The organism is Marinobacter sp. LV10R510-11A (assembly GCF_900215155.1).
In the GTDB taxonomy this organism is placed as follows: domain Bacteria; phylum Pseudomonadota; class Gammaproteobacteria; order Pseudomonadales; family Oleiphilaceae; genus Marinobacter.
The window spans coordinates 2167968-2189361 of record NZ_LT907980.1; the positions used below are offsets into that span (position 1 = coordinate 2167968).

Below are 21394 nucleotides of genomic sequence, written 5' to 3' on the forward strand. Positions count from 1 at the left end.
TGAGAATGTCAGGAATCTCCATGATAACCACTCAATACCATGACGAGGCCCCATGTCGAACCCCATTCCAGATTCTGAGCGCACTGAGATCGAAGCCGCAGCTTTTCGCCGCCTGGTTAAGCATTTGGGAGACAACCCCGACGTTCAGAACATTGACCTGATGAATTTGGCCGGGTTCTGCCGTAACTGCCTTTCCAAATGGTATCGGGCGGAAGCCAGCGAGCGGGGCCACGAAATCTCCGATCCGGCCGCCCGGGAAGAGATTTACGGCATGCCGTACGACCAGTGGAAAGCAATACACCAGGCAGGTCCGAAACAGGATCACAAGTAATGAACGTAAACGAAGCCGTACGCATCCACTTAGCGTCACTGGATGGCGGACATGCAGATTTTGATGACACCTTGGCGCTGATCGAGCGATACTTCGACTACAACCCTGCCAGCTTTCACAACGGCCCGCTATTCAACGCTGCCGGTGAAAATGCCGGCTCATGCCGGGTATTTGGCCTAGGCCGCCACTGCAGCCTGAACGAAGCAGACACGTTGAAACTGTTTGCTCAACATTACCAGCAGGTGCTGAACGATCCCGCCGGGGAAAGCCACAGTAATATTCGCCAGTTCATCAGTTCCGGCTGGTCAGGTATACATTTTGAAGATACGCCGCTGCGCCAACGCCGCACCCCATCCGAGCCAGACACCAGGGAAGAGACCCATTCATGAGCGACACCGCCACCTCCGGAGTACAACAAGTGTTCCGGCTGAAAAGTGCCAGCGTATCCATGACCGCGCTGGAGCTCTACTATTTCGACAGCGACGAATTTGAAGAAACGTTGCGAGGCAAGATAAACCAGGCACCTGGTTTTTTTCGGGACATCCCTCTCGTTATCAGCCTAGAAAAGTACGAAGGTCTCGACAGTGAGCTGGATTTCTTCAAAATCATCGGCGCTTGCCGGCGCAATAATATTCACGTAATAGGCGTTCGCGGCGGCAACGACGACCAGCAACGTCTTGCTCGGGGGGCCTCTCTGGCCTTAGTGCCGGGAGGCAGCCAGCGAGACCGGGATCACGAAGCCCCACCCACAGCCGAGAATGCAGAATCGCCTGTTGCGCCGGCGCCTCAGGCAGCACCGGAGGCGACCCCGGCCAAGATCATCACCCAACCAGTAAGATCGGGCCAGCAAGTCCACGCGCCAGAGGGTGATCTCATTATTTTGGCGCCGGTTCAGGCGGGGGCGGAAGTGCTGGCAGCGGGCAATATTCACGTTTATGGCCCGCTGCGAGGTCGAGCCCTGGCAGGTATTCATGGTGTCGAATCCGCGAGAATTTTCTGCCAATCCCTTGAGGCAGAGCTTGTGTCCATCGCTGGACACTATAAAATCTCCGAAGATATCCAGGACAACGGCTGGAAAACCGCTGTACAGATTCAGCTCAGGGACGACCTACTAGTGTTAACACCACTGGACAAGGCCTGATACAGGAATCGAACAAAATAATTTGACCGGGCTATAACTCCGGCAGACACGACGAATCCAACGAGACACAGGAAATAGACCTTGGCTAGAATTATTGTCGTTACCTCAGGAAAGGGCGGCGTTGGCAAAACCACCACCAGCGCCTCCATCAGCACCGGCCTTGCCAAACGCGGCCACAAAACCGTGGTGGTAGACTTCGACGTGGGCCTGCGCAACCTAGACCTAATCATGAACTGCGAGCGCCGTGTGGTGTATGACTTTGTAAACGTCATACAAGGCGAAGCAACGCTGAACCAAGCTTTGATCCGCGATAAGCGCGTTGATACGCTTTATATCCTCCCTGCTTCCCAAACGCGGGAAAAGGAAGCCCTCACCAAAGAAGGCGTAGAGAAAGTTATCAACGAGCTGTCTGAACGCTTCGACTACGTTATCTGCGACTCCCCTGCCGGTATCGAGCACGGGGCGCAGATGGCGCTGTACTATGCAGATGAGGCCATTGTGGTGACCAATCCCGAGGTTTCATCAGTGCGGGATTCCGATCGGATTCTTGGCATTTTGCAAAGCAAATCCCGCCGGGCGGAGATGGGTCAGGATCCAGTCAAAGAGCACCTGCTGCTGACTCGATACAACCCTGAGCGGGTTGAGCGGGGCGAAATGCTTTCGGTAGCAGATGTCGAAGAAATTCTTGCGGTTCCTCTGCTGGGCATTATTCCGGAAAGCCAGGTTGTTCTCAACGCGTCGAATCAGGGTTTGCCTGTTATTCTCGAAGAAGAGAGTGATGCTGGCCAAGCTTACGATGACGCAGTTGCACGCCTTTTGGGCGAGGAGCGGGAACACCGCTTCATGACGACGCAGCGAAAGAGCTTTTTCTCACGGATGTTTAAGGGAGGCTGACGGATGAGTTTCCTCGATTATTTCAAAAGCAAAAAACCAGGTTCCTCCGCCAACGTGGCGAAAGAACGTCTGCAAATTATCGTGGCCCATGAGCGCGGCCAGCGTGACCAACCAGATTACCTGCCGCAATTGCAGCAGGAACTACTGGCGGTAATCCGCAAATACGTGCAAATCAGTGACGATATGGTTCAGGTAGAGGTAGATCGCAACGGCAGCTGCTCCGTTCTGGAGCTGAACGTCACCCTGCCCGAGCGCTGAGGCCGACCTAGCAGCGGCTAAAAAAATGCCTGTCTCTGTGGGCAGGCATTTTTATTACCACACGGACTACCGGCTGGCTCAGCACGCCGGGCGTGATGTGTCCCTTTGCATCAATCAGTTTTTTTGTGGTCATGGTCTTCATCGAATCAGGCCAATCAAATTAACTGCTTAACCCGGCGGATACCTAGTTCACAATCCCCTACTTCAGAGCCATAATGCCCAACACCTCATGTTAGACTCAACCCATGATCATTAAGGAAGTGTAGCTTATGAGAAAGCCCGAAGCCCATAGCATTAAAGGCTGGGCCTCAGTCATCAGCGGCGTCATTTGCGCCTTGCTGGTTTCTGCTATGGCGGCTGCCACTGCTCGCGCGGCGTTGCCTGCTGAAGACAGTGAGGCATGGAGCCTGAGCAAGGAAGCCGGCGCGATCCGCATTTACACCATGGATCAGGACAACTCCAGCTTTCAGGTGTTCAAAGCCGAGACCGTACTTGATGCCCCCATTGAAGCCATTATGGCGGTTCTGGTGGACCCAACATCCTGTATGGAGTGGGTGCTTAATTGCTCTGAATCCTACGGTGTGGGTAAAGGCAACTTTAATGACCGTTACGCCTATTCTGTAAACGACATGCCCTGGCCGGTAACAGATCGCGATTACGTGCTGCACATTCGCACACAAGGCAATAAGGCTTCCGGCGAAGTCGTCATGGAAATGAGCGCCACACCGGGCAAGCGAGCAGAGAACAGCAACCGCGTAAGGGTTGATCGCTCAGACACCTTGTACCGCCTCATCCCCGAGAACGGCAAAACCCGAATGATATGGCTGCAACACACAGACCCCAACGGCGCCCTGCCCGGCTGGCTGGTTAACACACTTTTGGTTGATATACCGGTAAGCTCCATAGAGGAGCTGGAACGAGTCGCTCGCTTGGCGCGTTATCAAGGCTTCCGCTTGATATACGACCAGAACGGCCAACTGATGGATGTCAGAATACCGACCGACACCTAAAGGCAGAAAACACCTAATGACCGTGCGCGCTTACGAGATAATGACGCCTAGCATTAAGGCCGTACCCCAATCTTGGACAATGGATTGCCTGGCTAGGTTTCTGACCGACAACGAAATCACCGGCAGCCCTGTTACAGACGAATCTGGCGAAATTATCGGCATTGCCACTCTCAAAGACATTACAGAATTTCGCTGGAACGCTAGCCGGTCCAACACGGCGCACAAACTCACGGCTGAAGATCAGCGCGAAGCCCGACGTTTGCGCATGGTGCTGTTTGAGGAAATGAGCAAAGTACCGGTAGAAGTTCGGGACATCATGACGCCGATTGTATTATCGGTTGACGAGACTACTCCGGTGCGCGACATTGCCAATATCATGATGAGCGAGCACCTTCACCGGATTTTCATCACTCGGGATTCAAAGATTACCGGTATTGTGACCACATACGACATGCTAAAAGTCATTTCGGATGAGGAGCTTACGGAACGCTGCGCCCGTAATGACTGAACCACCACTGAGGTAGCGCCCCTATGCCCAGAACACCGGAACCCAGAGCACCGCAAAGAACACCAGAAAGAGCACCGCAAGCTCGAAGAAAAATGTACGTCCTCGACACCAATGTCCTGATTCACGATCCGAACGCCTTCCTCAACTTTGAAGAACACGATGTCATCATCCCAATGACAGTCCTTGAAGAGCTCGACGGCCTTAAATCCGGCAAGCAAAGCGTCGCGGCCGATTGTCGCCAGGCTATTCGCACCATCGACAGGCTGCTTGGCGATGCCAGCCCAAAGGACATAGAAAAAGGCGTGCCCATCGTACGAGCCAAGATGGCGAAACCTCTGGGCACCCTCTCTATTCTGATGAGCGCTGAGCACACGGGTAATCATTCACTGCCCGAGCACTTGAACGACAACAAAATCATCAACTCGCTGGCGGCACTTCAGGAACGGCACACATTCCGAGATATCATTCTGGTCAGCAAAGACATCAACATGCGGCTGAAAGCCCGTGGCTTTGGTGTTCAAGCCCAGGACTATCACAACGATCAGTTGCTGGACGACATCGATTTGCTGCCCAGGGGCTATCGCAAGTTCCCGAACTCGTTCTGGGACACCATCGCCAAAGTGGAAACCGTGCAGCGCGAAGGTGTAACCGAGCACACTCTCAAGCGCGAAGGTGAACTGGCCAAACTCAATATCAACGAATTTGTTCTTGATGAGCAGGGGTTTATAGGCAAAGCCGTCAACATCACCGGCACTCAGATTGTTATCCGGGATTTGCATCAGCACGATCTGATGAACGAAGAAGTGTGGGGCCTGGTGCCGAGGGACATCTATCAGGCCATGGCCCTGAACCTTCTGCTTGATCCGGACATACACTTGGTTAACCTCACCGGGTCGGCGGGCTCTGGCAAAACCATTCTGGCGCTGGCTGCCTGCATCGAGATGACCGTTGCCAGTAAGCTCTACAAACGGATTATTGCAACGCGCTCAACCCAAGGGCTGGATGAGGACATCGGTTTCCTGCCCGGCACCGAGGCGGAAAAAATGGCGCCCTGGCTGGGTGCCATCGTAGATAACCTAGAAGCACTGCACGAAGACGACGAAAACATGACCGCCAGTGTGGACTACATTCTCAGCAAGGTGCCCCTGCACTTCAAATCCATGAACTACATTCGTGGCCGCAGCTTCCAGCACAGCCTGATCATTATTGATGAATCCCAGAACCTAACACCGCACCAGATCAAAACCATCATTACCCGTGCGGGCAATGGCTCCAAAGTAATTTGCCTGGGCAACCTGGCGCAGATCGACACGCCCTACCTGAGCGCTCTGAGCTCCGGCTTGACCTATATGACCGAGCGTTTCAAAACCTTCAGCCACGGCGGACACATTCACCTGCAAGGTGTGCCGCGATCAATACTGGCGGAGTTTGCGGAAGCCAACCTTTGATACAGACGTACAAAAAAGCCGAGCTAAAGCTCGGCTTTTTTGTACGTTCTATAAGTTAGACACGATAGCGACTGACCTGATCTGACATATCTTTCGCCAGCCCTTTAAGACGCTGTGTTGCCGCTCCAGCCCGACGAGTTCCCTGAGCAGTCTGTTCTGTGATCGCAACAATCTCGTGAACATTCTGGTTAATGGTTTCAGAGACGCTGGTCTGCTCTTCTGCAGCACTGGCAATTTGAGTATTCATTTCATTTATAGTGCCAACCGCTTGGTTAATCCGCTGCAGGGCTTCATCCACCTGACGGGTTTCCGCAACTGTGGCTTCACTGCGTTCACTGATCGACCCAATCAGCTTCACCGCATTGTCGGCTCCAGCTTGCAGCCGCTCTATCGTTTCCTGGATTTGCTGAGTGCTCTTTTGAGTCCGGCTCGCCAGCGTGCGAACTTCATCCGCAACCACCGCAAACCCGCGCCCAGCATCCCCAGCACGAGCCGCTTCGATGGCCGCATTCAGGGCCAACAGGTTTGTCTGATCGGCAATCTCCCTTATTACTTCTAATACGGTGTCGATCTGGCGGGAGTCGGCACCCAGTTTCTCAATAACCTTAACCCCTTCTTCAACCTGTTCGGACAGGCCACCGATCACCACAATGGTCTGGTGCACCAAGCCCTGAGCATCGCATACCTGAACATTGGCGTGGTCTGCTGCATCGGAAGCTTCGCTGGCATTGTTGGCCACTTCTTGAGCTGTGGCCGTCATCTCGTTCATGGCCGTCGCCACTTGGTCGCTCTCAGACTTCTGCCGTTCTACGCCTTGCTCGGTCTCTCCCATTACCTGATTCAGCTCCTCAGAAGCTTCGTTCAGCGTGCGGGTGGATGAGAGAACCCGCTCCACCAGTCCGTGGACCTGATCGGCGAAGCTGTTGAAGGCCGTCGCTAGCTGGCTCAACTCGTCCTTGCCGCTTATCTCCAATCGGCGGGTCAGGTCACCATCGCCGTTGGCGATATCGTTCATGGCAGACACTGCCGATTTCAGCGGCCGGATTATGCTGCGTACAACGATCAGGGCTAAGAACACGATGATAGCCAATGCGATCAGTGAGGTGGTTATTGAACCGATTACCGCACTGCCTAGGGAGTCCCCGACTTTCTTGTCCATAGCGACGACCTGCTTTTCCAGACCGTCTACCCAAAACCCCGTGCCAATCATGATATCCCACTTCGGAATCATCACTGCATAGCCAAGTTTCGGCGCGACTTCGCCTGTTCTCTCGTTCTGCCACTCATAGGGAACATAGCCACCGCCGCTACGAGCCACTTTTACCAGTTCGCGGATCAGGTAAGTACCATTGGGATCTTGAGAGTCCCAGAGGTTCTTGCCTTCCAATGCCGGCTTTGCGCCATGCATAACTGTAAGGCCACTGGTGTCAGTGGCGAAGATATAGCCCACACTGCCCGAATCATCGAAACGCATCTGGCGAAGAATTTCCCACGCTTGCTTGCGCATTTCAGGATCATTAGCCGATCCTGGCTGATTGTATAGATGGGCGATTGAAGTACGTGCTAGCTCGAGATAGTTTCTGAGTTCCTGGCGTTTACTCGCCTCCATATCTGTTGAAAACCCCGCTACAGCTCCGTCACCGATGCTCCGGGCTTGATTCAGGTTATACGTAGTCAGAAACACGGTAAGCACGATCACGGGCACGAGTGCCAGCAACAGCACCCTTGTCTGAATGGTCAGGTTTTTCATATCTGGTAGGTCTTCTATCTATTACAGAGAATGGACGGAAGCATTCGCCCGCAGCAAAGAAACACGATAATACAGAGTACCCTCGTACATTATCACTGAGGATCCTGCGTATTTTGTATACCGAATGTAACCGGGCTCAGTCCTTAAACTGAGCCTTGTCTAGGCCGTGCTTTTTCATTTTGTCGTAGAGAGTTTTGCGGGCTACTCCCAGCTGTACCATGGTGTCTTTGATACTGCCTTGGCAAGCATTGAGGGCGCTGGTCAGCACCGAATGCTCAAAGCTGTCCATCATCTCTGTGAGGGTTCGCCGGCCGCTTACATCGGCCTTGGCTGCTGGTTCATTGTCATCCAGCGCCGCTGGGCCAAGCAGCACATAACGCTCAGCCAGGTTGCGCAATTCGCGGACATTTCCGGGCCAGGTGTGATGCATTAACCGTGCAGCTTGGCTGGCATCCAGTGGAATACTCTCCCGATCATAACGAGCGGCGGCGATCAGCACAAAGTGATGGAACAGCATCGGTATATCTTCTTTGCGCTCGCGCAACGACGGAATGTCCACTTTCACCACATTCAGCCGATAATAGAGATCGGGGCGGAAGTTGCCTTCGTCGCTAAGCTGTTTGAGATCCGCTTTGGTGGCCGCAATAATGCGCACATCCACATCCTGCACCTGATTGCTGCCCAGGCGCTCCACCTTTTGCTCTTCAAGCACCCGAAGCAGCTTGATCTGCAGCGGCACGGGCATGCTTTCCACCTCATCTAAAAACAACGTGCCCCGGTGGGCATGTTCAATTTTACCAATACGGCGTTTGTCAGCCCCGGTGAACGCCCCCGCCTCATGGCCAAAAAGCTCGCTCTCAATCAGGTTTTCCGGCACAGCGCCGCAGTTAATCGCCACAAAGTTGTGGGCACCCCGCGGGCTGTTCTCGTGGATATATCGAGCAAGCGCATCCTTGCCGGAACCTGTCTCGCCAAACAACAGAGTGTTGGCAGAAATATCCAGAATCGGCGTGATGGTATCCATCACCTTCTTCATGCTGGGTGAGTCCCCAAGAATCCTGGGGCCAGGCCTGGCCAAGTGGCGTAGCTGAACCTTGAGCCGACGGTTCTCCAAGGCAAGATGCCGCTTTTCCAGCGCGTGCCGCAGTAGCTCAATCAGCTCATCGTGGTTGAACGGCTTTTCTATAAAGTCATAGGCGCCCTGCTGCATGGCAGAAACCGCCGTACTAATATCGCCCTGACCGGTCAGGATGATGACGGGAATGGTGTTGTCCAGAGCGTGAATCGCGCTCAGCATCTCAAGCCCGTCCATCCCCGGCATGTTGTAATCACACAGCACCACACCGTTGTATTCTGCGGTAATGGCGGAAAGGCCCGATTCTGCATCCGCAAAACAGCTCACAGGCAGATCTTCAAGGATGAGCGCTTGGGCAATGGCCTTGCGAATGTGAGGCTCATCATCCACAAAGATTACCGAGGGTTCTGTCATTCCGTGGCCTCCCGCTTTGTTAGGGTAAATTCAAATTCCGCACCCGGCGCATTCATGCGATTGCGCCCGGTAAGCCGGCCACCCAGGGCATCAGCAATTTGCCTTGAGATAGACAACCCTAGCCCAAGCCCCTGCTTGACGGACTTGGTGGTGAAGAAAGGTTCAAAAATCTGCTCTGTATTCGCCGGCAACCCAGAGCCGTTATCCCGCACAAAACAGCGCCAGATTTGCCCCTGCTCTTCCACATCTATAGTGATTTTCGGCTGCTCCTGATTTTCAGCGGCCTGTACTGCGTTGGCAAGTAGATTAACCATAACCTGCTCGATGCGGATCAGGTCACCGTGGCACCAAACCGGCTGCTCAGGACGGTTCCATCGAATATCAATGTCTGCGCTGCTTTTCTGTGCCGCAATAATTTTAAGGGACGCATCCACCGATAGGCGAAAATCCACAAGGGTTGGTGGCCCTTCGGACTTCCGGGCAAACACCTTAAACTGGCGCGTGAGCTCTGCCATTTTGTCGCACAGAAGCACTATTTCATTGAGGTTTGCATCCACCACATCGGCGGCGCCTCGCTCCAGAAAACGGCGGCTGTTTCTTGCGTAGGTTTGGATGGCTGTAAGGGGCTGGCTCATTTCGTGGTTAAGCCCAGCAGACATCTGCCCCAGCACCGCCAACTTAGCCGCCTGAATCAGCTCCTGCTGAGTTTCTCGCAACTCGCCCTGAGTGCGCTCGCGCTCGCGTATCTCATCCAGCAGTTTGCGGTTAGACCTCTCCAAGTCCGCCGTTCGTTCTGTAACGCTGAGCTCAAGCTGTTCCCCTCTCAGGGCCAGTTCTGCTTCGCGACGGTAACGCTCTCGTAAGTACAGCCAGGCCAACAGGCCGCCAAAGAATATCGCAATACCGCCTGCCACAAACCCGAGCCGCGTCCAGACCACTGAGCGCGTGCTCACCATGACCTGAAGCGTCCAATCCAACCTGGGCAAGGGTGTGCGAACGCTCAGATACTCGCGGCCCCCGCCATTTTCCCGAATGCGCAACGTTCCAGATGAACCCGACAACCCTGAAGGCTTACCAAGGTACTTTAGGGATACAGGCCTAAGATCCCTGTCTGGATAACGTTGCCGCGACGCCTCACCCGGCGCGTCTTCTGCATCACCGGTGAAATCCCGGTACAACCAATCAGGCTTGCTGGCCAGAAAGCTCACACCGGCTTCATCCAACACCACCATTTCAGCCTCACGCAAAGATGCAGGCCTATGCCACTGGGATTCCAGCTCGTGCACCAGCACCTTCACCGCCACCACGCCTAGCAACTGCCCTTGCCCACCACGCACTGGGTGAGAAAAGTACAGCCCGCGAACCCCCGAGGTAGAACCCAAGGCGAAGTAAATGGCGGAGCCGCCGTTATCCATGGCTTCAGAGAAGTAAGGCCGAAAGCTGAAATTGCGCCCCACAAAACTGCCCGTTTGCTGGTAGTTGTTGGCGGCGATAGTTAGGCCAGTTGTGTCCATCAGGTACACATCAGAGCTGCCAACAATAGTGGCCATGCGCTGCATTTTTTCATTCGCCTGATGAATGATCGCGGGGTTATCTGGAGAACAAAGGGCCGCCGCCAACAATGGGTGCTCCGCCATCAATTCGGGAATGGGCAGGTATCGGTTTAGCTCGTTGCCCACAAGCTGGCGGTAGCGAAAAGATTCCTCAAGGCTGTCCTGCTCAACCTGCCGGTAGCCAACCCAGCCACCCAGCATCCAGGACACCACGAGGGTGAATACAAATACAACAAAAGCGCCTATCCGGTAAGACATATCCCGGTTCCCGCAACACCATTAAAGGACGCCAGAGTATCCCCCGGCCCTTTGAAGGACAAGAGCCGGGGGATGAGTGCCGGCAATCGCTGGAAAGCTCAGGCGGCCGCTAGGCGACCCCTGCGCTGGCGCTGCATCAAGAACACGATCGCGGCAAGCGCGATACCTGCCAGGTCGGATACAAAGCCGCCTGCAATCATCAACAACGCAGCACCAATCAGTAGCAAACGAGCCACCCAAGAGGCCGACACATTGCCAAACCAGCCCAGCACACCGCCAGACAGCATGTACACACCAAACAATGCGGTAACCAGTGCACGGGCAATATCAAACCACCCAGCTTCCATCAACAGCGCGCCGTTGTAGAAGAACATGAAGGGCACGATGAACGCTGCAATGCCAATCCGGAAGGATGCAACAGAGGTTTCCATGGCCTTGGCACCGGAAATCGCAGCGGCCGCATAGGAAGCCAGCGCAACCGGCGGAGTAATAGCAGAGACAACCGCAAAGTAGAACACGAAGAAATGCGCCGTCAGCGGGTCAATCCCCAACTGCACAAGCCCCGGCGCCACCACAGAAGCGGCAACCGCGTATGCCGCCGTTGTCGGCATTCCCATGCCCAGAAGAATGGAGATGAACATAGCGAAGATCAGAGCGAGCAACTGACTCGCCTCTGCCACATCCAGCAGCAACACCGAGAAGCGGGCACCAACGCCGGTCAGGGAAATAACGCCGACAATAACGCCCGCGGCCGCACACACTACAACAATCTGTATTGCCATATAGGAGGCAATTTCCAGCGCGTGCAAAATCTGACGAATGCCCATCTTATTCGGTGAGAACCAGCTAACAACCGCCGCCGAAACCATGGCCAACGTACCCGCACGTATTACCGAATAGCCCATAAACAGCGACACGACCAGAATGATGATCGGCAAAAATAAGTAGCATTGCTTCACCATCGCTCGCAGCTTTGGCAGCTCGTCTTCGCGCATGCCACGCATGCCGGTTTTTGCAGCTTCAAAATCGACCATGAAATAAACGGACGCAAAGTACAGTATCGCGGGGATGATGGCTGCAATGGCAATCTCGGTATAAGGGATACCGGTAATTTCCGCCATGATGAAGGCGCCTGCCCCCATAATCGGCGGCATGATCTGGCCACCGGTAGACGCCGCCGCTTCCACAGCGCCGGCCGATTTTTTGCTGTAACCCACCTTTTTCATCAGCGGGATAGTCAGTGACCCGGTGGACACCACATTACCGGCGCTGGTGCCGTTGATCATGCCCATCAGGCCGGAAGCAAAGATGGATACCTTGGCGGGGCCACCCCGTGAGCGACCGGCTACCGCAAACGCGAAGTTTACGAAATAGTCGCCCACTTTGGATGCCTGTAAAAACGCTGCAAAAATAATGAACAGAATAATATAAGTAGATGATACCGCTGTGGTGGGCCCAAGAATGCCGGCATCTGTGTAAACCTGGCTAAAGAAGCGCTGCACAGACAGCCCAGGATAACCAAGAAAGCCCGGCAGATACGGCCCCGCAAATACGTACAACAGAAATATCAACCCAATAATCACCAAAGCCAAGCCGGCAACCCGGCGGGTAAGCTCCATAATCAGCGCGGTGCCAGCAACCGCAGCGAACGAAATGCCTATAGGTGCGAACGAAGTGCCCGTAGACATGCGCATAGAGGTGTTATAAGCCACAAGGAAATACGCGGCGACGGCGATTGAACACACAATCAAAACCAGATCCGGCACACTGAAACGTGAGCGTTCACGCTGATGGAACCAGCTCACTACAATGCCGGTAGCCGTTGTAGCCAGTAACGGCCAGCCAAAGTGCCAGGTTTCTAGGTTTACGGGAATCCGCAGGGCGCCATTCTGAACCATCTGCCAGAACGAAAATGTTTGATACAGCACATAAAAGGCAGGTATGAGCGCAACCGCGCCAATCCATGTTGTCCATCGGTGGCGCACCGAGCCCTCTTCAGCAGAAACAAACCGAGCCCCGGCAAACAAAACAAAACCCAGAACCAATGTCCCGGCAATGTGCACAATCCGGAACGACCAGGTTTCCAACGGCGCAATATTCAGCGAATACAGATGGAATGAGGAGTATAGAATTGCAAGCAAAGAAACAAACTTTAGCAGGCCGCCTTTAAACTGCCTGCGGTTTGCTTCTACAGGCTCTTCATCGACGTCGTGGGCAAGCGCGTGGTCTTCGCCCACCTCCACGTCGGAAAAATCTTTGGGGTGTCGTTCGAGTGTCATTGGGGGTCCTGCCAGCGAATCGGAGCCGGCAAGGTGCCAGCTATTGTACAGGGGGCCTTGCGGCCCCCTTATTTAAGCTCTTCAAATCAACAGCTTATTTGATCTTGCTTTCTTCGATTTTGTAACCGTTCTCGTTGAACCAACGAGCCGCACCCGGGTGCCAAGGCAGAACCTTGTTCTTGGTGTAGTTCTCAGGAATGGAGTTACTGGCAGCCTTGTGGATAGAAACCATTCGGTCGTTTTGCTCCATGGTCAGCTTGGTGATTTCATACACAAAGCTTTCCGGCATATCGCAGTTCACCATGGCAAAGTTCCACATGGAGACAACACGCGAAGGCTCATCCAGCGACTGATAAGTACTGGCGGGAATAATGAACTCAGAAACAGGGAAGTTATCTGTCACCTTTTTCGCTTCAGCCTCGGTCATGCCAATGATGTTTACATCGGTCTGAACTTCCAACTGGCTCACGGCTGGAATAGGAATGCCTGCGGCAAAGGCCACAACATCAATCAAGCCATCCTGAAGCTGACTGCCAAGATCAGACCAGCTGCCGTTACGGCGTTCGAAGTTCACCCCCAAGGTTTCCATCATGCGCGGAAAATAAGTATCGGACGTTGAGCCCGCCGGGCCGAAGCCGATGGTGGCACCATCTGGAATATCAGAAATAGAGGTGATACCCGAGCTGCTCAGCGCAGTCACCGAGAAAGGCGTCTCATACATGGGGAACATGGCGCAAACATTGTCCATTTTCAGGCCTGGGGCAATCGGGCTGTTGCCATCCATAGACTCCTGAGCTGGGCCCATGGTGGTCAGGCCGAACTTAAGGTCACCGGTGTGCACCAGTGCCATGTTCTGCATCGGGCCGCCTGTAATTTCAGCACCGCCGGAAACACCCAGGCTTTCTGCAACAAAGTTAGCCCAGCCAGAACCATAGGCGAAGTAGGTACCGCCCTGACTGGCTGTTCCAACAGTAAAGTTATCTGGCCATCCGGCCTTATCCTGGGCAACTACAGGATTAGCAACAGCAAGAGTAGAGGCGAATGCCGCCGCCATAATGGCTTGGGTTTTCATAGAGAATGCTCCCTGGTTCATTTTATTTATTGGGTGCTCAACGGAGCCCGAGAGGGCTTCGATAGAAAGAAAGCAGCAAGGAGCAGGCCAGGTTGAAAAAGTGCTTATAAAACAAATACTTTCTAGAAAACTGAAATACAAACGCTGAAAAATGGGTACGTTATCACCCATTAATGATGAGCCATGGGTTAAATTCCGCCATAACCGCGGCCAAATACTTAAAAATTGTTTCGTCTTTCAGAGCGGCCGCTCTTTCGTATTCTAAAGACTTTTCCCGCTATTCTGCCCGATTTTAATGACTTTTAGCGTTAAAGCCCGATTGCTCGGACTTTTTTTGCTTATTTGATATTTAGTCTTCAAACCATTAACCTTCGTTCATTGAATACTTGTTCAAAATTTTGAATACACATTCAAAATGAGCGTAACTCGAGGATGGCATGGCAAGATTAGGGGTGGAGTCCATTCGGCGTCAGCAGCTGATCAACGCAACGTTGAAGGTGATTGAAGAGCACGGCTTTCAGGGCGCCACGATTGGCAAGATCGCAGGCGCCTCGGAGTTGTCGGTTGGTATTGTCAGCCACTACTTCGGCGGTAAGCAGGGCTTATTGGAGGCAACCATGCGGTATTTGTTGTCGTCCCTGCAGAACGATGTGAAAACCTCAATGGCCGGGCGCCCTAATGCCCCCCGCGAGTGCCTGATGGCCATCGTGGATGCCAATTTTTCTGGTGTTCAAACCGACGCCCAGTCTGCCAAAGCCTGGTTGGGTTTCTGGACCCAGGCCATGCACAACCCGGATTTGATGCGGCTGCAGCGAGTCAACGAGCGTCGTCTGCTGTCCAATCTGATTTTCTACCTGCGCCAGTTGATGCCAGCCGAGCAGTCTCGTGCAACGGCGCAAACCATCGCCGCGCTGATCGACGGTTTCTGGCTGCGTGCAGCTATGAGTGAAGGCCGTATTGAGCCGGATCAGGCGGTTGCCTTGTGCAAAACCTACATCGACCAAGCCATTCACGCGAATAACGGAGCCTCCTAATGACGCTGCCCATCTACCAATCGTTTATCAACGGCCAACCCCTGGCAAACCAAAGCGGTGAGCGGTTCGACGTTGTGAATCCAGCCACCGGCCAAGTGATCTATCAAGTTGAACAGGCCGATGAATCGATCATGCAGGCCGCCGTTGCCAGCGCCCAGAAAGGTTTTGAGGCTTGGTCTGCCATGACGGGAATGGAGCGCGGGCGCATCCTCAACCGGGCCGCCTCCATGCTGCGTGAACAAAACGATGCACTGGCTATGATCGAGGTACGAGATACCGGCAAACCCTGGCAAGAAGCCAATGTGGTGGATGTCGTAACCGGTGCTGACGCCGTCGAGTATTTTGGTGGCCAAGCGTCCAGCATTGTGGGTGAAAGCCAGCAAGTCGGGCCAGATTTTTTCTATACTCGCCGGGAACCCCTGGGTGTGTGTGCCGGTATCGGTGCCTGGAACTATCCCTTGCAGATTGCCTGCTGGAAATCAGCACCAGCCTTGGCTTGTGGCAACAGCATGATCTTTAAACCGTCTGAGGAGACGCCACTGGGGGCCATCAAGCTCGCAGAAATCTACCTAGCCGCAGGCGTGCCGGCAGGTGTGTTTAACGTTGTGCAGGGTGATTACCGGGTCGGCCAAATGCTGACCTCAGACCCCGCCATCGCCAAGGTGTCTTTTACTGGGGAGGCGAAAACCGGTCGCACCGTGATGGCCGATTCTGCACGCACACTCAAGTCCGTCACCATGGAACTCGGGGGCAAGTCGCCGCTGATCATCTTTGACGATACCAATCTGGAACAGGCGGTATCGGCCGCGATGCTGGGTAACTTCTACACCCAGGGCGAGGTCTGCACCAATGGCACCCGGGTGTTTGTCCAGCGCAAGATCTACGACGCTTTTCTGGCTGAGCTGGTAGAGCGCACCGAGAACAACATCATTGCTGGTGATCCCGAAAACCCAAACACCAACTTCGGCGCCCTTATCAGCGCAGGCCACCGGGACTTGGTCCTGAAGTATATCGACAGCGGTAAAACCGAAGGTGCACGTTTGCTAGCCGGCGGCGCCACGTTACAGCCCGCAGGTTGTGAAAACGGTTACTTTGTGGCCCCCACGGTGTTCGCCGATTGCACCGACGACATGACCATTGTGCGCGAAGAAGTCTTTGGCCCGGTGATGTCGGTGCTGCCTTTTGATACCGAAGAGGAAGTTGTCCAGCGCGCCAACGACACCGAGTACGGCCTCGCCGCCGGTATTTTCACGGCGGACATCACCCGTGCTCACCGTGTCATTCATCAACTCGAGGCCGGGATTTGCTGGATCAACAGCTTTGGCGCCTCGCCCGCCGAAATGCCCGTGGGCGGCTATAAACTCTCAGGGCTTGGTCGTGAGAACGGCCGCGAGGGGCTCGCTCAATATACCCAGACTAAATCAGTTTATGTGGGCATGGCTCCTCTTGAGGCGCCGTTCTGATAACGCTATTCAAGCCATCGTCGCTGCGGATTGTTCGTCCGCGTCCGTGTGAAGGAGACAGTTTTGCAGTTTGATCATGAATTTGACTATGTGATCGTCGGTACCGGCTCAGCAGGCTGCGTATTAGCGAATCGTTTGAGTGAGAACGAGCAAGACAACGTGCTGGTACTGGAAGCCGGACGCCGGGATAACACCTGGAAGATCCACATGCCAGCGGCGCTGATGTTCAATCTGATGGACGACAAGTACAACTGGTATTACCACACCGAACCGCAGAAGTTCTTAAACAACCGGAAACTGTACTGGCCTCGGGGCAAAGTCTGGGGCGGCGGTTCAACTCTAAACGCCATGGTTTATGTTCGTGGCCACGCCTACGATTATGACCGCTGGCACGACGAGGGCGCGACGGGCTGGCGCTACCAGGATGTGCTGCCATACTTTCAGAAGGCGGAATGCCGGGAACAGGGCGCAGACGACTATCGCGGCGGTGATGGCCCACTCAATGTGCACACCGGCGACGAGCCGAACCCCTTGTTTGGTGCCTTCTTAGAAGCGAGCCAGCAGGCGGGGTACCCTTACACCAAGGATATGAACGGCTACCAGCAAGAAGGCGTTGGTGAGATGGACATGACCATCCGCAATGGCAAACGCTGGAGTGCGGCCCAGGCCTATTTACGGCCAGTACTGGAGCGTCCGAACTTGACCACCGAAACCGGCGCCATGACCACACGCATTCTATTTGATGGCAACACCGCCGTCGGCGTTGAATACGTTCAAAAAGGCAATACCATCCGGGTGGCAGCCCGCAAGGAAGTGATTGTTAGTGGTGGCGCCATCAACTCGCCGCAGCTATTAATGCTATCCGGCATTGGCGCAGCAGCCGAGCTGGAAGAACACAACATTCCCGTGGTGGCGGATCGGCCTGGGGTCGGCAAAAATCTGCAAGACCACCTGGAAATATACGTTCAGCACAAATCGACCCAACCGGTCACGCTCTACAAGTACACCACCCAGCCCGGTAAAACCCTCGCGGGTATGAAGTGGTTCTTGAACCATAATTGGGGTGCCTGTCGCACCGCGCACCTAGAGGCGGGAGGCTTTATCCGCTCGAAGGCCGGTGTGCAGCACCCGGATATTCAGTTTCATTTTCTGCCATCTCAGGTGCTGGACCACGGCCGTAAAGACGCGGAATGCCACGGTTTTCAAGTTCATGTTGGCCCCATGCGGCCCACCAGTCGCGGCTACCTGAAGTTGAAATCCGGCAAACCGGGTGACCACCTGATCATTGAGCCCAACTTGCTCAGCACCGAGCAGGATCGCTGGGAAATGCGCGAAAGCATCAAACTAACCCGTGAGATTTTTGCCCAATCGGCGTTCGATCCGTTCCGGGGTGAAGAGCTGCGGCCAGGGGCCAAAGCCACCTCCGACGAAGATATTGATGCCTTCGTGCGTGAATACGCAGACAGCGCCTATCACCCTTCCTGCACCTGCAAGATGGGTGCAGCCGATGACCCCATGGCTGTGGTAGACGAACAGGCCCGGGTTTATGGTGTTCAGAATTTACGTGTGGTGGATGCCTCTATCATGCCAAGTTTGGTGAGCGGCAACCTGAACGCGCCCACCATTATGCTGGCGGAAAAATGCGCGGATCACATCCGTGGCCTTGATCCTCTTGCGCCTTCATCTGCCCCCGTGTGGGAGCACCCTGAATGGAAGAACGCACAACGCTAACGCTGTGACCGATAACCTAAAAAGGAGAACAACCAATGAAAAAACTTATTCTGGCCTGTGCTGGCCTTGCGATCAGTGGCGCCGCAGTGGCTGCGCCGAACACCGAATGTAAAACCGTCCGCTTTTCCGATGTTGGCTGGACCGACATCACCGCCACCACCGCGCTGGCCTCCGAAGTGCTGGAAGGCATGGGCTATGAGCCAACAGCGAAAGTGCTGTCAGTACCCGTTACCTACCGGTCGCTTCAGAACAAAGACCTTGACGTGTTCCTGGGCAACTGGATGCCCACCATGGAAGGCGACGTGCGCTCTTACCTGGAAAGCGGTGATGTTGAAACCGTTGTCACAAACCTAGAAGGCGCCAAATACACCTTGGCCGTACCGCAGTATGTGTACGACGCAGGCGTGACCAGTTTTGCCGACATCGCCAAGCACAGCGATAAGTTTAATGGCCGCATTTATGGCATCGAGCCAGGCAACGATGGCAACCGCCTGATTCTCGACATGGTCGATCAGAACGCTTTCGGCCTGGGTGGCTTCCGAGTCGTAGAGTCCAGCGAAGCTGGCATGCTGTCGCAAGTTGGCCGCGCAACCCGTCGTGATGAGTGGGTGGTTTTCCTGGCGTGGGAACCGCACCCAATGAACGCCAATCATAATCTGGCCTATCTCGAGGGTGGTGATGACTTCTTTGGCCCCAACTACGGCGGCGCAACGGTGCACACCAATGTGCGCAAAAACTACCTTAACGAATGCCCGAACGTGGGCGCACTGCTGAAAAACATGACGTTCTCGCTGGCCATGGAAAACGAAGTGATGGGCGCCATCCTGAACGACGGCGAAGAGCCACGGGACGCTGCGCACACTTGGCTGGCCAACAACCCATCGGTACTGGACGGCTGGCTGAAGGGTGTCACAACCCTGAACGGCGATGCAGCACTGCCTGCAGTTAAGGCATCCCTTAAGTAACAGTAAAAGTAGTACTGAAAATGGTACTTGAATGGTACTTGAAAGAGTACCTTGCGGGCGCTCTGAGCTGACCGGTTCAGAGCGCCTGTTTATAGTAACGAACACCTCCCATTTCTGGTGCAGGCCTTGGCCTGCACCCAACAAGACTAAACGCCATGAGCTGGATAACTGAGCATCAACTGCCTTTCGGCGAATTCGTAGAAGACATTGTTGATTTTCTAGTCGTCAATTTCAGCGGCTTTTTTGACGCCGTTTCCGAAACCCTGAGAGCTATGATCCACGGCCTGACCGACGGCCTGTTATGGATACCGCCCGGCGTCCTGGTAGTGCTTTTAACCGTGGCGGCGCATCTTCGTCATCGCCGCTGGGGATTAACCGCCTTCACCGCTTTCAGCTTTATGCTGATTTGGAACATTGGATACTGGGAAGACACCATGGCGACTCTGTCGCTGGTGTTGTACGCCACCATGCTGTGTGTGTTGATCGGCATTCCCCTGGGCATTTATGCCGCCCATAGCCGTTGGCTATACAAATTTCTGCAACCGGTGCTGGACCTGATGCAGACCATCCCACCCTTTGTTTATCTGATCCCAACGCTGACATTATTCGGCCTGGGGGTGGTCCCCGGTGTGATCTCCACCGTGATCTTCGCCATTGCTGCCCCAGTGCGGCTGACGCACTTGGGCATCTCCCAAGTGCCGAAAGAATTGGTTGAAGCAGGCAAGGCCTTTGGCTGCACCAACCGACAACTGCTGTTCAAGGTTGAGCTGCCCGCCGCCATGAGTTCCATCGGGGCCGGCATTACCCAGTGCATCATGCTATCGCTCTCGATGGTTGTTATTGCCGCCTTGGTTGGCGCAGATGGTCTAGGTGTGCCGGTGGTTAGAGCCTTGAATACGGTCGATATCGGCAAAGGTTTTGAAGCCGGTTTGGCAATTGTATTACTAGCCATCTGGATGGACCGGTTCTTCCGCCAAAGTGATGCTAAGGAGACGTCGTCATGATCGAATTTGAGAATGTAAACGTCGTATTTGGCAAACAACCCAAGCGCGCCCTGCCCATGATTGAGCAGGGCATGGACCGAGACGCTATCCGTGACCAAACCGGATTAGTGGTCGGTGTTCAGAACGCCAGCCTGAGCGTTAAAAAGGGTGAGATCTGCGTTTTAATGGGTCTGTCTGGCTCTGGCAAATCCAGCCTATTGCGCTGTGTGAATGGCTTGAACGAGGTCACCAGTGGTGCCATTCACGTTCGACACAATGGCGAGATGGTGAACTTCACCCAGGCCAGCGAGAAAGTTCAGCGAGATATCCGCACCCGTCGCATCTCCATGGTGTTCCAGAACTTCGCCCTAATGCCCTGGCTAACGGTAGAAGACAACGTCGCTTTCGGCCTGGAATTGCAAGGCCTGGGCAAAGCCGAGCGCCGCAAAAAGGTCGCGCGTCAGTTGGAGCTGGTTGGCCTCGACGGTTGGGCCAAGCGCCGACCAAATGAGCTGTCTGGCGGCATGCTTCAGCGGGTTGGGTTGGCCCGGGCCTTGGCCACGGAATCGGAAATCCTGCTGATGGATGAGCCCTTCTCCGCCCTTGACCCGCTGATTCGTCACCAGCTGCAAGACGAGCTGCTAACCCTGCAGGAAGAACTGCAGAAAACCATTGTTTTCGTTAGCCACGACCTAGATGAAGCACTGAAACTGGGTTCTCACATCGCGATCATGAAAGACGGCCAAATCGTTCAGCATGGCAAACCAGAAGCCATCGTGCTGGAACCGGCGAACGATTACGTCAAAAGCTTTGTTGCCAGCACCAACCCACTCAACGTTCTGGCAGCGCGCTCCCTGGCGCTGCCCATCGGGCAAATACAGGAAGACGCAAGCGGTAACCGTTGCATCAACAAACGCTATGACACCTGGCTACATACACCCGATGTGGCGGAAAAAGCGGTGGTCACCAGCGGTGGCCAAACCTTCCAGACCCAAGCCTGGCAAGAAGGCCAAGACATCGAAGGCCTGGCCAAGCAGCCCACCCGCATCGCGCCAGACACACCCTTGCGGGATGCCGTGGAGATTCGATATTTCACCGGCCACAGCCTGCTGGTGGTAGAGAACGGCCAAATCACCGGCGCCATCGGCGACCGGGAGCTATATCACGCCATGCTGGGCAAACATTTAGACGACAGCTAAGGCGGCAACAACTGCACCCAAATAGCCA

The 21394-nt window shown here is 54.6% G+C and carries 19 protein-coding genes; 14 read left to right on the top strand and 5 right to left on the bottom strand.

What is annotated here, in order from left to right:
* The first annotated feature begins 52 nt into the window (after positions 1–52).
* From CPH80_RS10310 to CPH80_RS10345, 8 genes are all read left to right on the top strand, one after another.
* Positions 53–331 carry a DUF1244 domain-containing protein gene (locus CPH80_RS10310; protein WP_096277531.1) on the top strand — a complete coding sequence of 93 codons (279 nt, stop codon included), beginning with the start codon at positions 53–55 and terminating at the stop codon, positions 329–331.
* Positions 331–720, top strand: a complete 390-nt coding sequence (locus CPH80_RS10315; RefSeq protein WP_096277533.1) for a HopJ type III effector protein — start codon at positions 331–333, stop codon at positions 718–720. Before CPH80_RS10310 ends, CPH80_RS10315 begins: the two co-directional genes overlap by 1 nt.
* Entirely contained in the window at positions 717–1472 is a 756-nt protein-coding gene (minC, locus tag CPH80_RS10320; protein WP_096277535.1) for a septum site-determining protein MinC, read from the top strand. Before CPH80_RS10315 ends, minC begins: the two co-directional genes overlap by 4 nt.
* An 81-nt stretch (positions 1473–1553) precedes the next feature.
* Positions 1554–2366 carry a septum site-determining protein MinD gene (minD, locus tag CPH80_RS10325; RefSeq protein WP_096277537.1) on the top strand — a complete coding sequence of 271 codons (813 nt, stop codon included), beginning with the start codon at positions 1554–1556 and terminating at the stop codon, positions 2364–2366.
* Between the two features lie 3 nt (positions 2367–2369).
* Positions 2370–2624, top strand: a complete 255-nt coding sequence (gene minE / locus CPH80_RS10330) for a cell division topological specificity factor MinE (RefSeq protein WP_096277538.1) — start codon at positions 2370–2372, stop codon at positions 2622–2624.
* A gap of 269 nt (positions 2625–2893) precedes the next feature.
* Positions 2894–3634, top strand: a complete 741-nt coding sequence (locus CPH80_RS10335) for an START domain-containing protein (RefSeq protein WP_096277540.1) — start codon at positions 2894–2896, stop codon at positions 3632–3634.
* A gap of 16 nt (positions 3635–3650) precedes the next feature.
* Positions 3651–4142: an HPP family protein gene (locus CPH80_RS10340; RefSeq protein WP_096277542.1), complete on the top strand. Its 492-nt coding sequence runs from the start codon at positions 3651–3653 to the stop codon at positions 4140–4142.
* A gap of 92 nt (positions 4143–4234) precedes the next feature.
* Complete coding sequence (locus CPH80_RS10345; protein ID WP_096277543.1) at positions 4235–5590, top strand: PhoH family protein; 1356 nt, start codon at positions 4235–4237, stop codon at positions 5588–5590.
* Between the two features lie 55 nt (positions 5591–5645).
* Here the strand turns inward: CPH80_RS10345 and CPH80_RS10350 are convergent, their stop codons facing one another.
* The 5 genes from CPH80_RS10350 to CPH80_RS10370 all read right to left on the bottom strand — a co-directional run bounded on the left by CPH80_RS10350 (position 5646) and on the right by CPH80_RS10370 (position 13991).
* Complete coding sequence (locus CPH80_RS10350) at positions 5646–7340, bottom strand: methyl-accepting chemotaxis protein (RefSeq protein ID WP_096277545.1); 1695 nt, start codon at positions 7338–7340, stop codon at positions 5646–5648.
* A 136-nt stretch (positions 7341–7476) separates the two neighbouring features.
* Positions 7477–8829 carry a sigma-54-dependent transcriptional regulator gene (locus CPH80_RS10355; RefSeq protein ID WP_096277547.1) on the bottom strand — a complete coding sequence of 451 codons (1353 nt, stop codon included), beginning with the start codon at positions 8827–8829 and terminating at the stop codon, positions 7477–7479.
* Entirely contained in the window at positions 8826–10640 is a 1815-nt protein-coding gene (locus tag CPH80_RS10360; protein ID WP_096277549.1) for a sensor histidine kinase, read from the bottom strand. The genes CPH80_RS10355 and CPH80_RS10360 overlap by 4 nt, the downstream gene beginning before the upstream one ends.
* 98 nt (positions 10641–10738) lie before the next feature.
* Positions 10739–12919 (bottom strand): TRAP transporter permease, encoded by a 2181-nt coding sequence (locus CPH80_RS10365; protein ID WP_096277551.1) that lies wholly within the window; start codon positions 12917–12919, stop codon positions 10739–10741.
* 94 nt (positions 12920–13013) lie between these two features.
* Positions 13014–13991 (bottom strand): TAXI family TRAP transporter solute-binding subunit, encoded by a 978-nt coding sequence (locus CPH80_RS10370; protein WP_096277553.1) that lies wholly within the window; start codon positions 13989–13991, stop codon positions 13014–13016.
* Between the two features lie 437 nt (positions 13992–14428).
* On the opposite strand from CPH80_RS10370, the gene betI reads away from it, so the two are divergent.
* From betI to choV, 6 genes are all read left to right on the top strand, one after another.
* Entirely contained in the window at positions 14429–15025 is a 597-nt protein-coding gene (betI, locus tag CPH80_RS10375) for a transcriptional regulator BetI (protein WP_096277555.1), read from the top strand.
* Entirely contained in the window at positions 15025–16488 is a 1464-nt protein-coding gene (gene betB / locus CPH80_RS10380) for a betaine-aldehyde dehydrogenase (RefSeq protein WP_096277557.1), read from the top strand. The genes betI and betB overlap by 1 nt, the downstream gene beginning before the upstream one ends.
* Before the next feature lie 63 nt (positions 16489–16551).
* Complete coding sequence (locus tag CPH80_RS10385) at positions 16552–18219, top strand: choline dehydrogenase (RefSeq protein WP_096277558.1); 1668 nt, start codon at positions 16552–16554, stop codon at positions 18217–18219.
* Positions 18220–18254: 35 nt separating this feature from the next.
* A complete protein-coding gene (locus CPH80_RS10390; protein ID WP_096277560.1) occupies positions 18255–19184 on the top strand; it encodes a choline ABC transporter substrate-binding protein in 930 nt (309 codons plus the stop codon).
* Positions 19185–19339: 155 nt separating this feature from the next.
* Positions 19340–20188, top strand: a complete 849-nt coding sequence (gene choW / locus CPH80_RS10395) for a choline ABC transporter permease subunit (RefSeq protein ID WP_096277562.1) — start codon at positions 19340–19342, stop codon at positions 20186–20188.
* Positions 20185–21366 (top strand): choline ABC transporter ATP-binding protein, encoded by a 1182-nt coding sequence (choV, locus tag CPH80_RS10400; RefSeq protein WP_096277564.1) that lies wholly within the window; start codon positions 20185–20187, stop codon positions 21364–21366. Before choW ends, choV begins: the two co-directional genes overlap by 4 nt.
* The last annotated feature ends 28 nt before the right edge of the window (positions 21367–21394 follow it).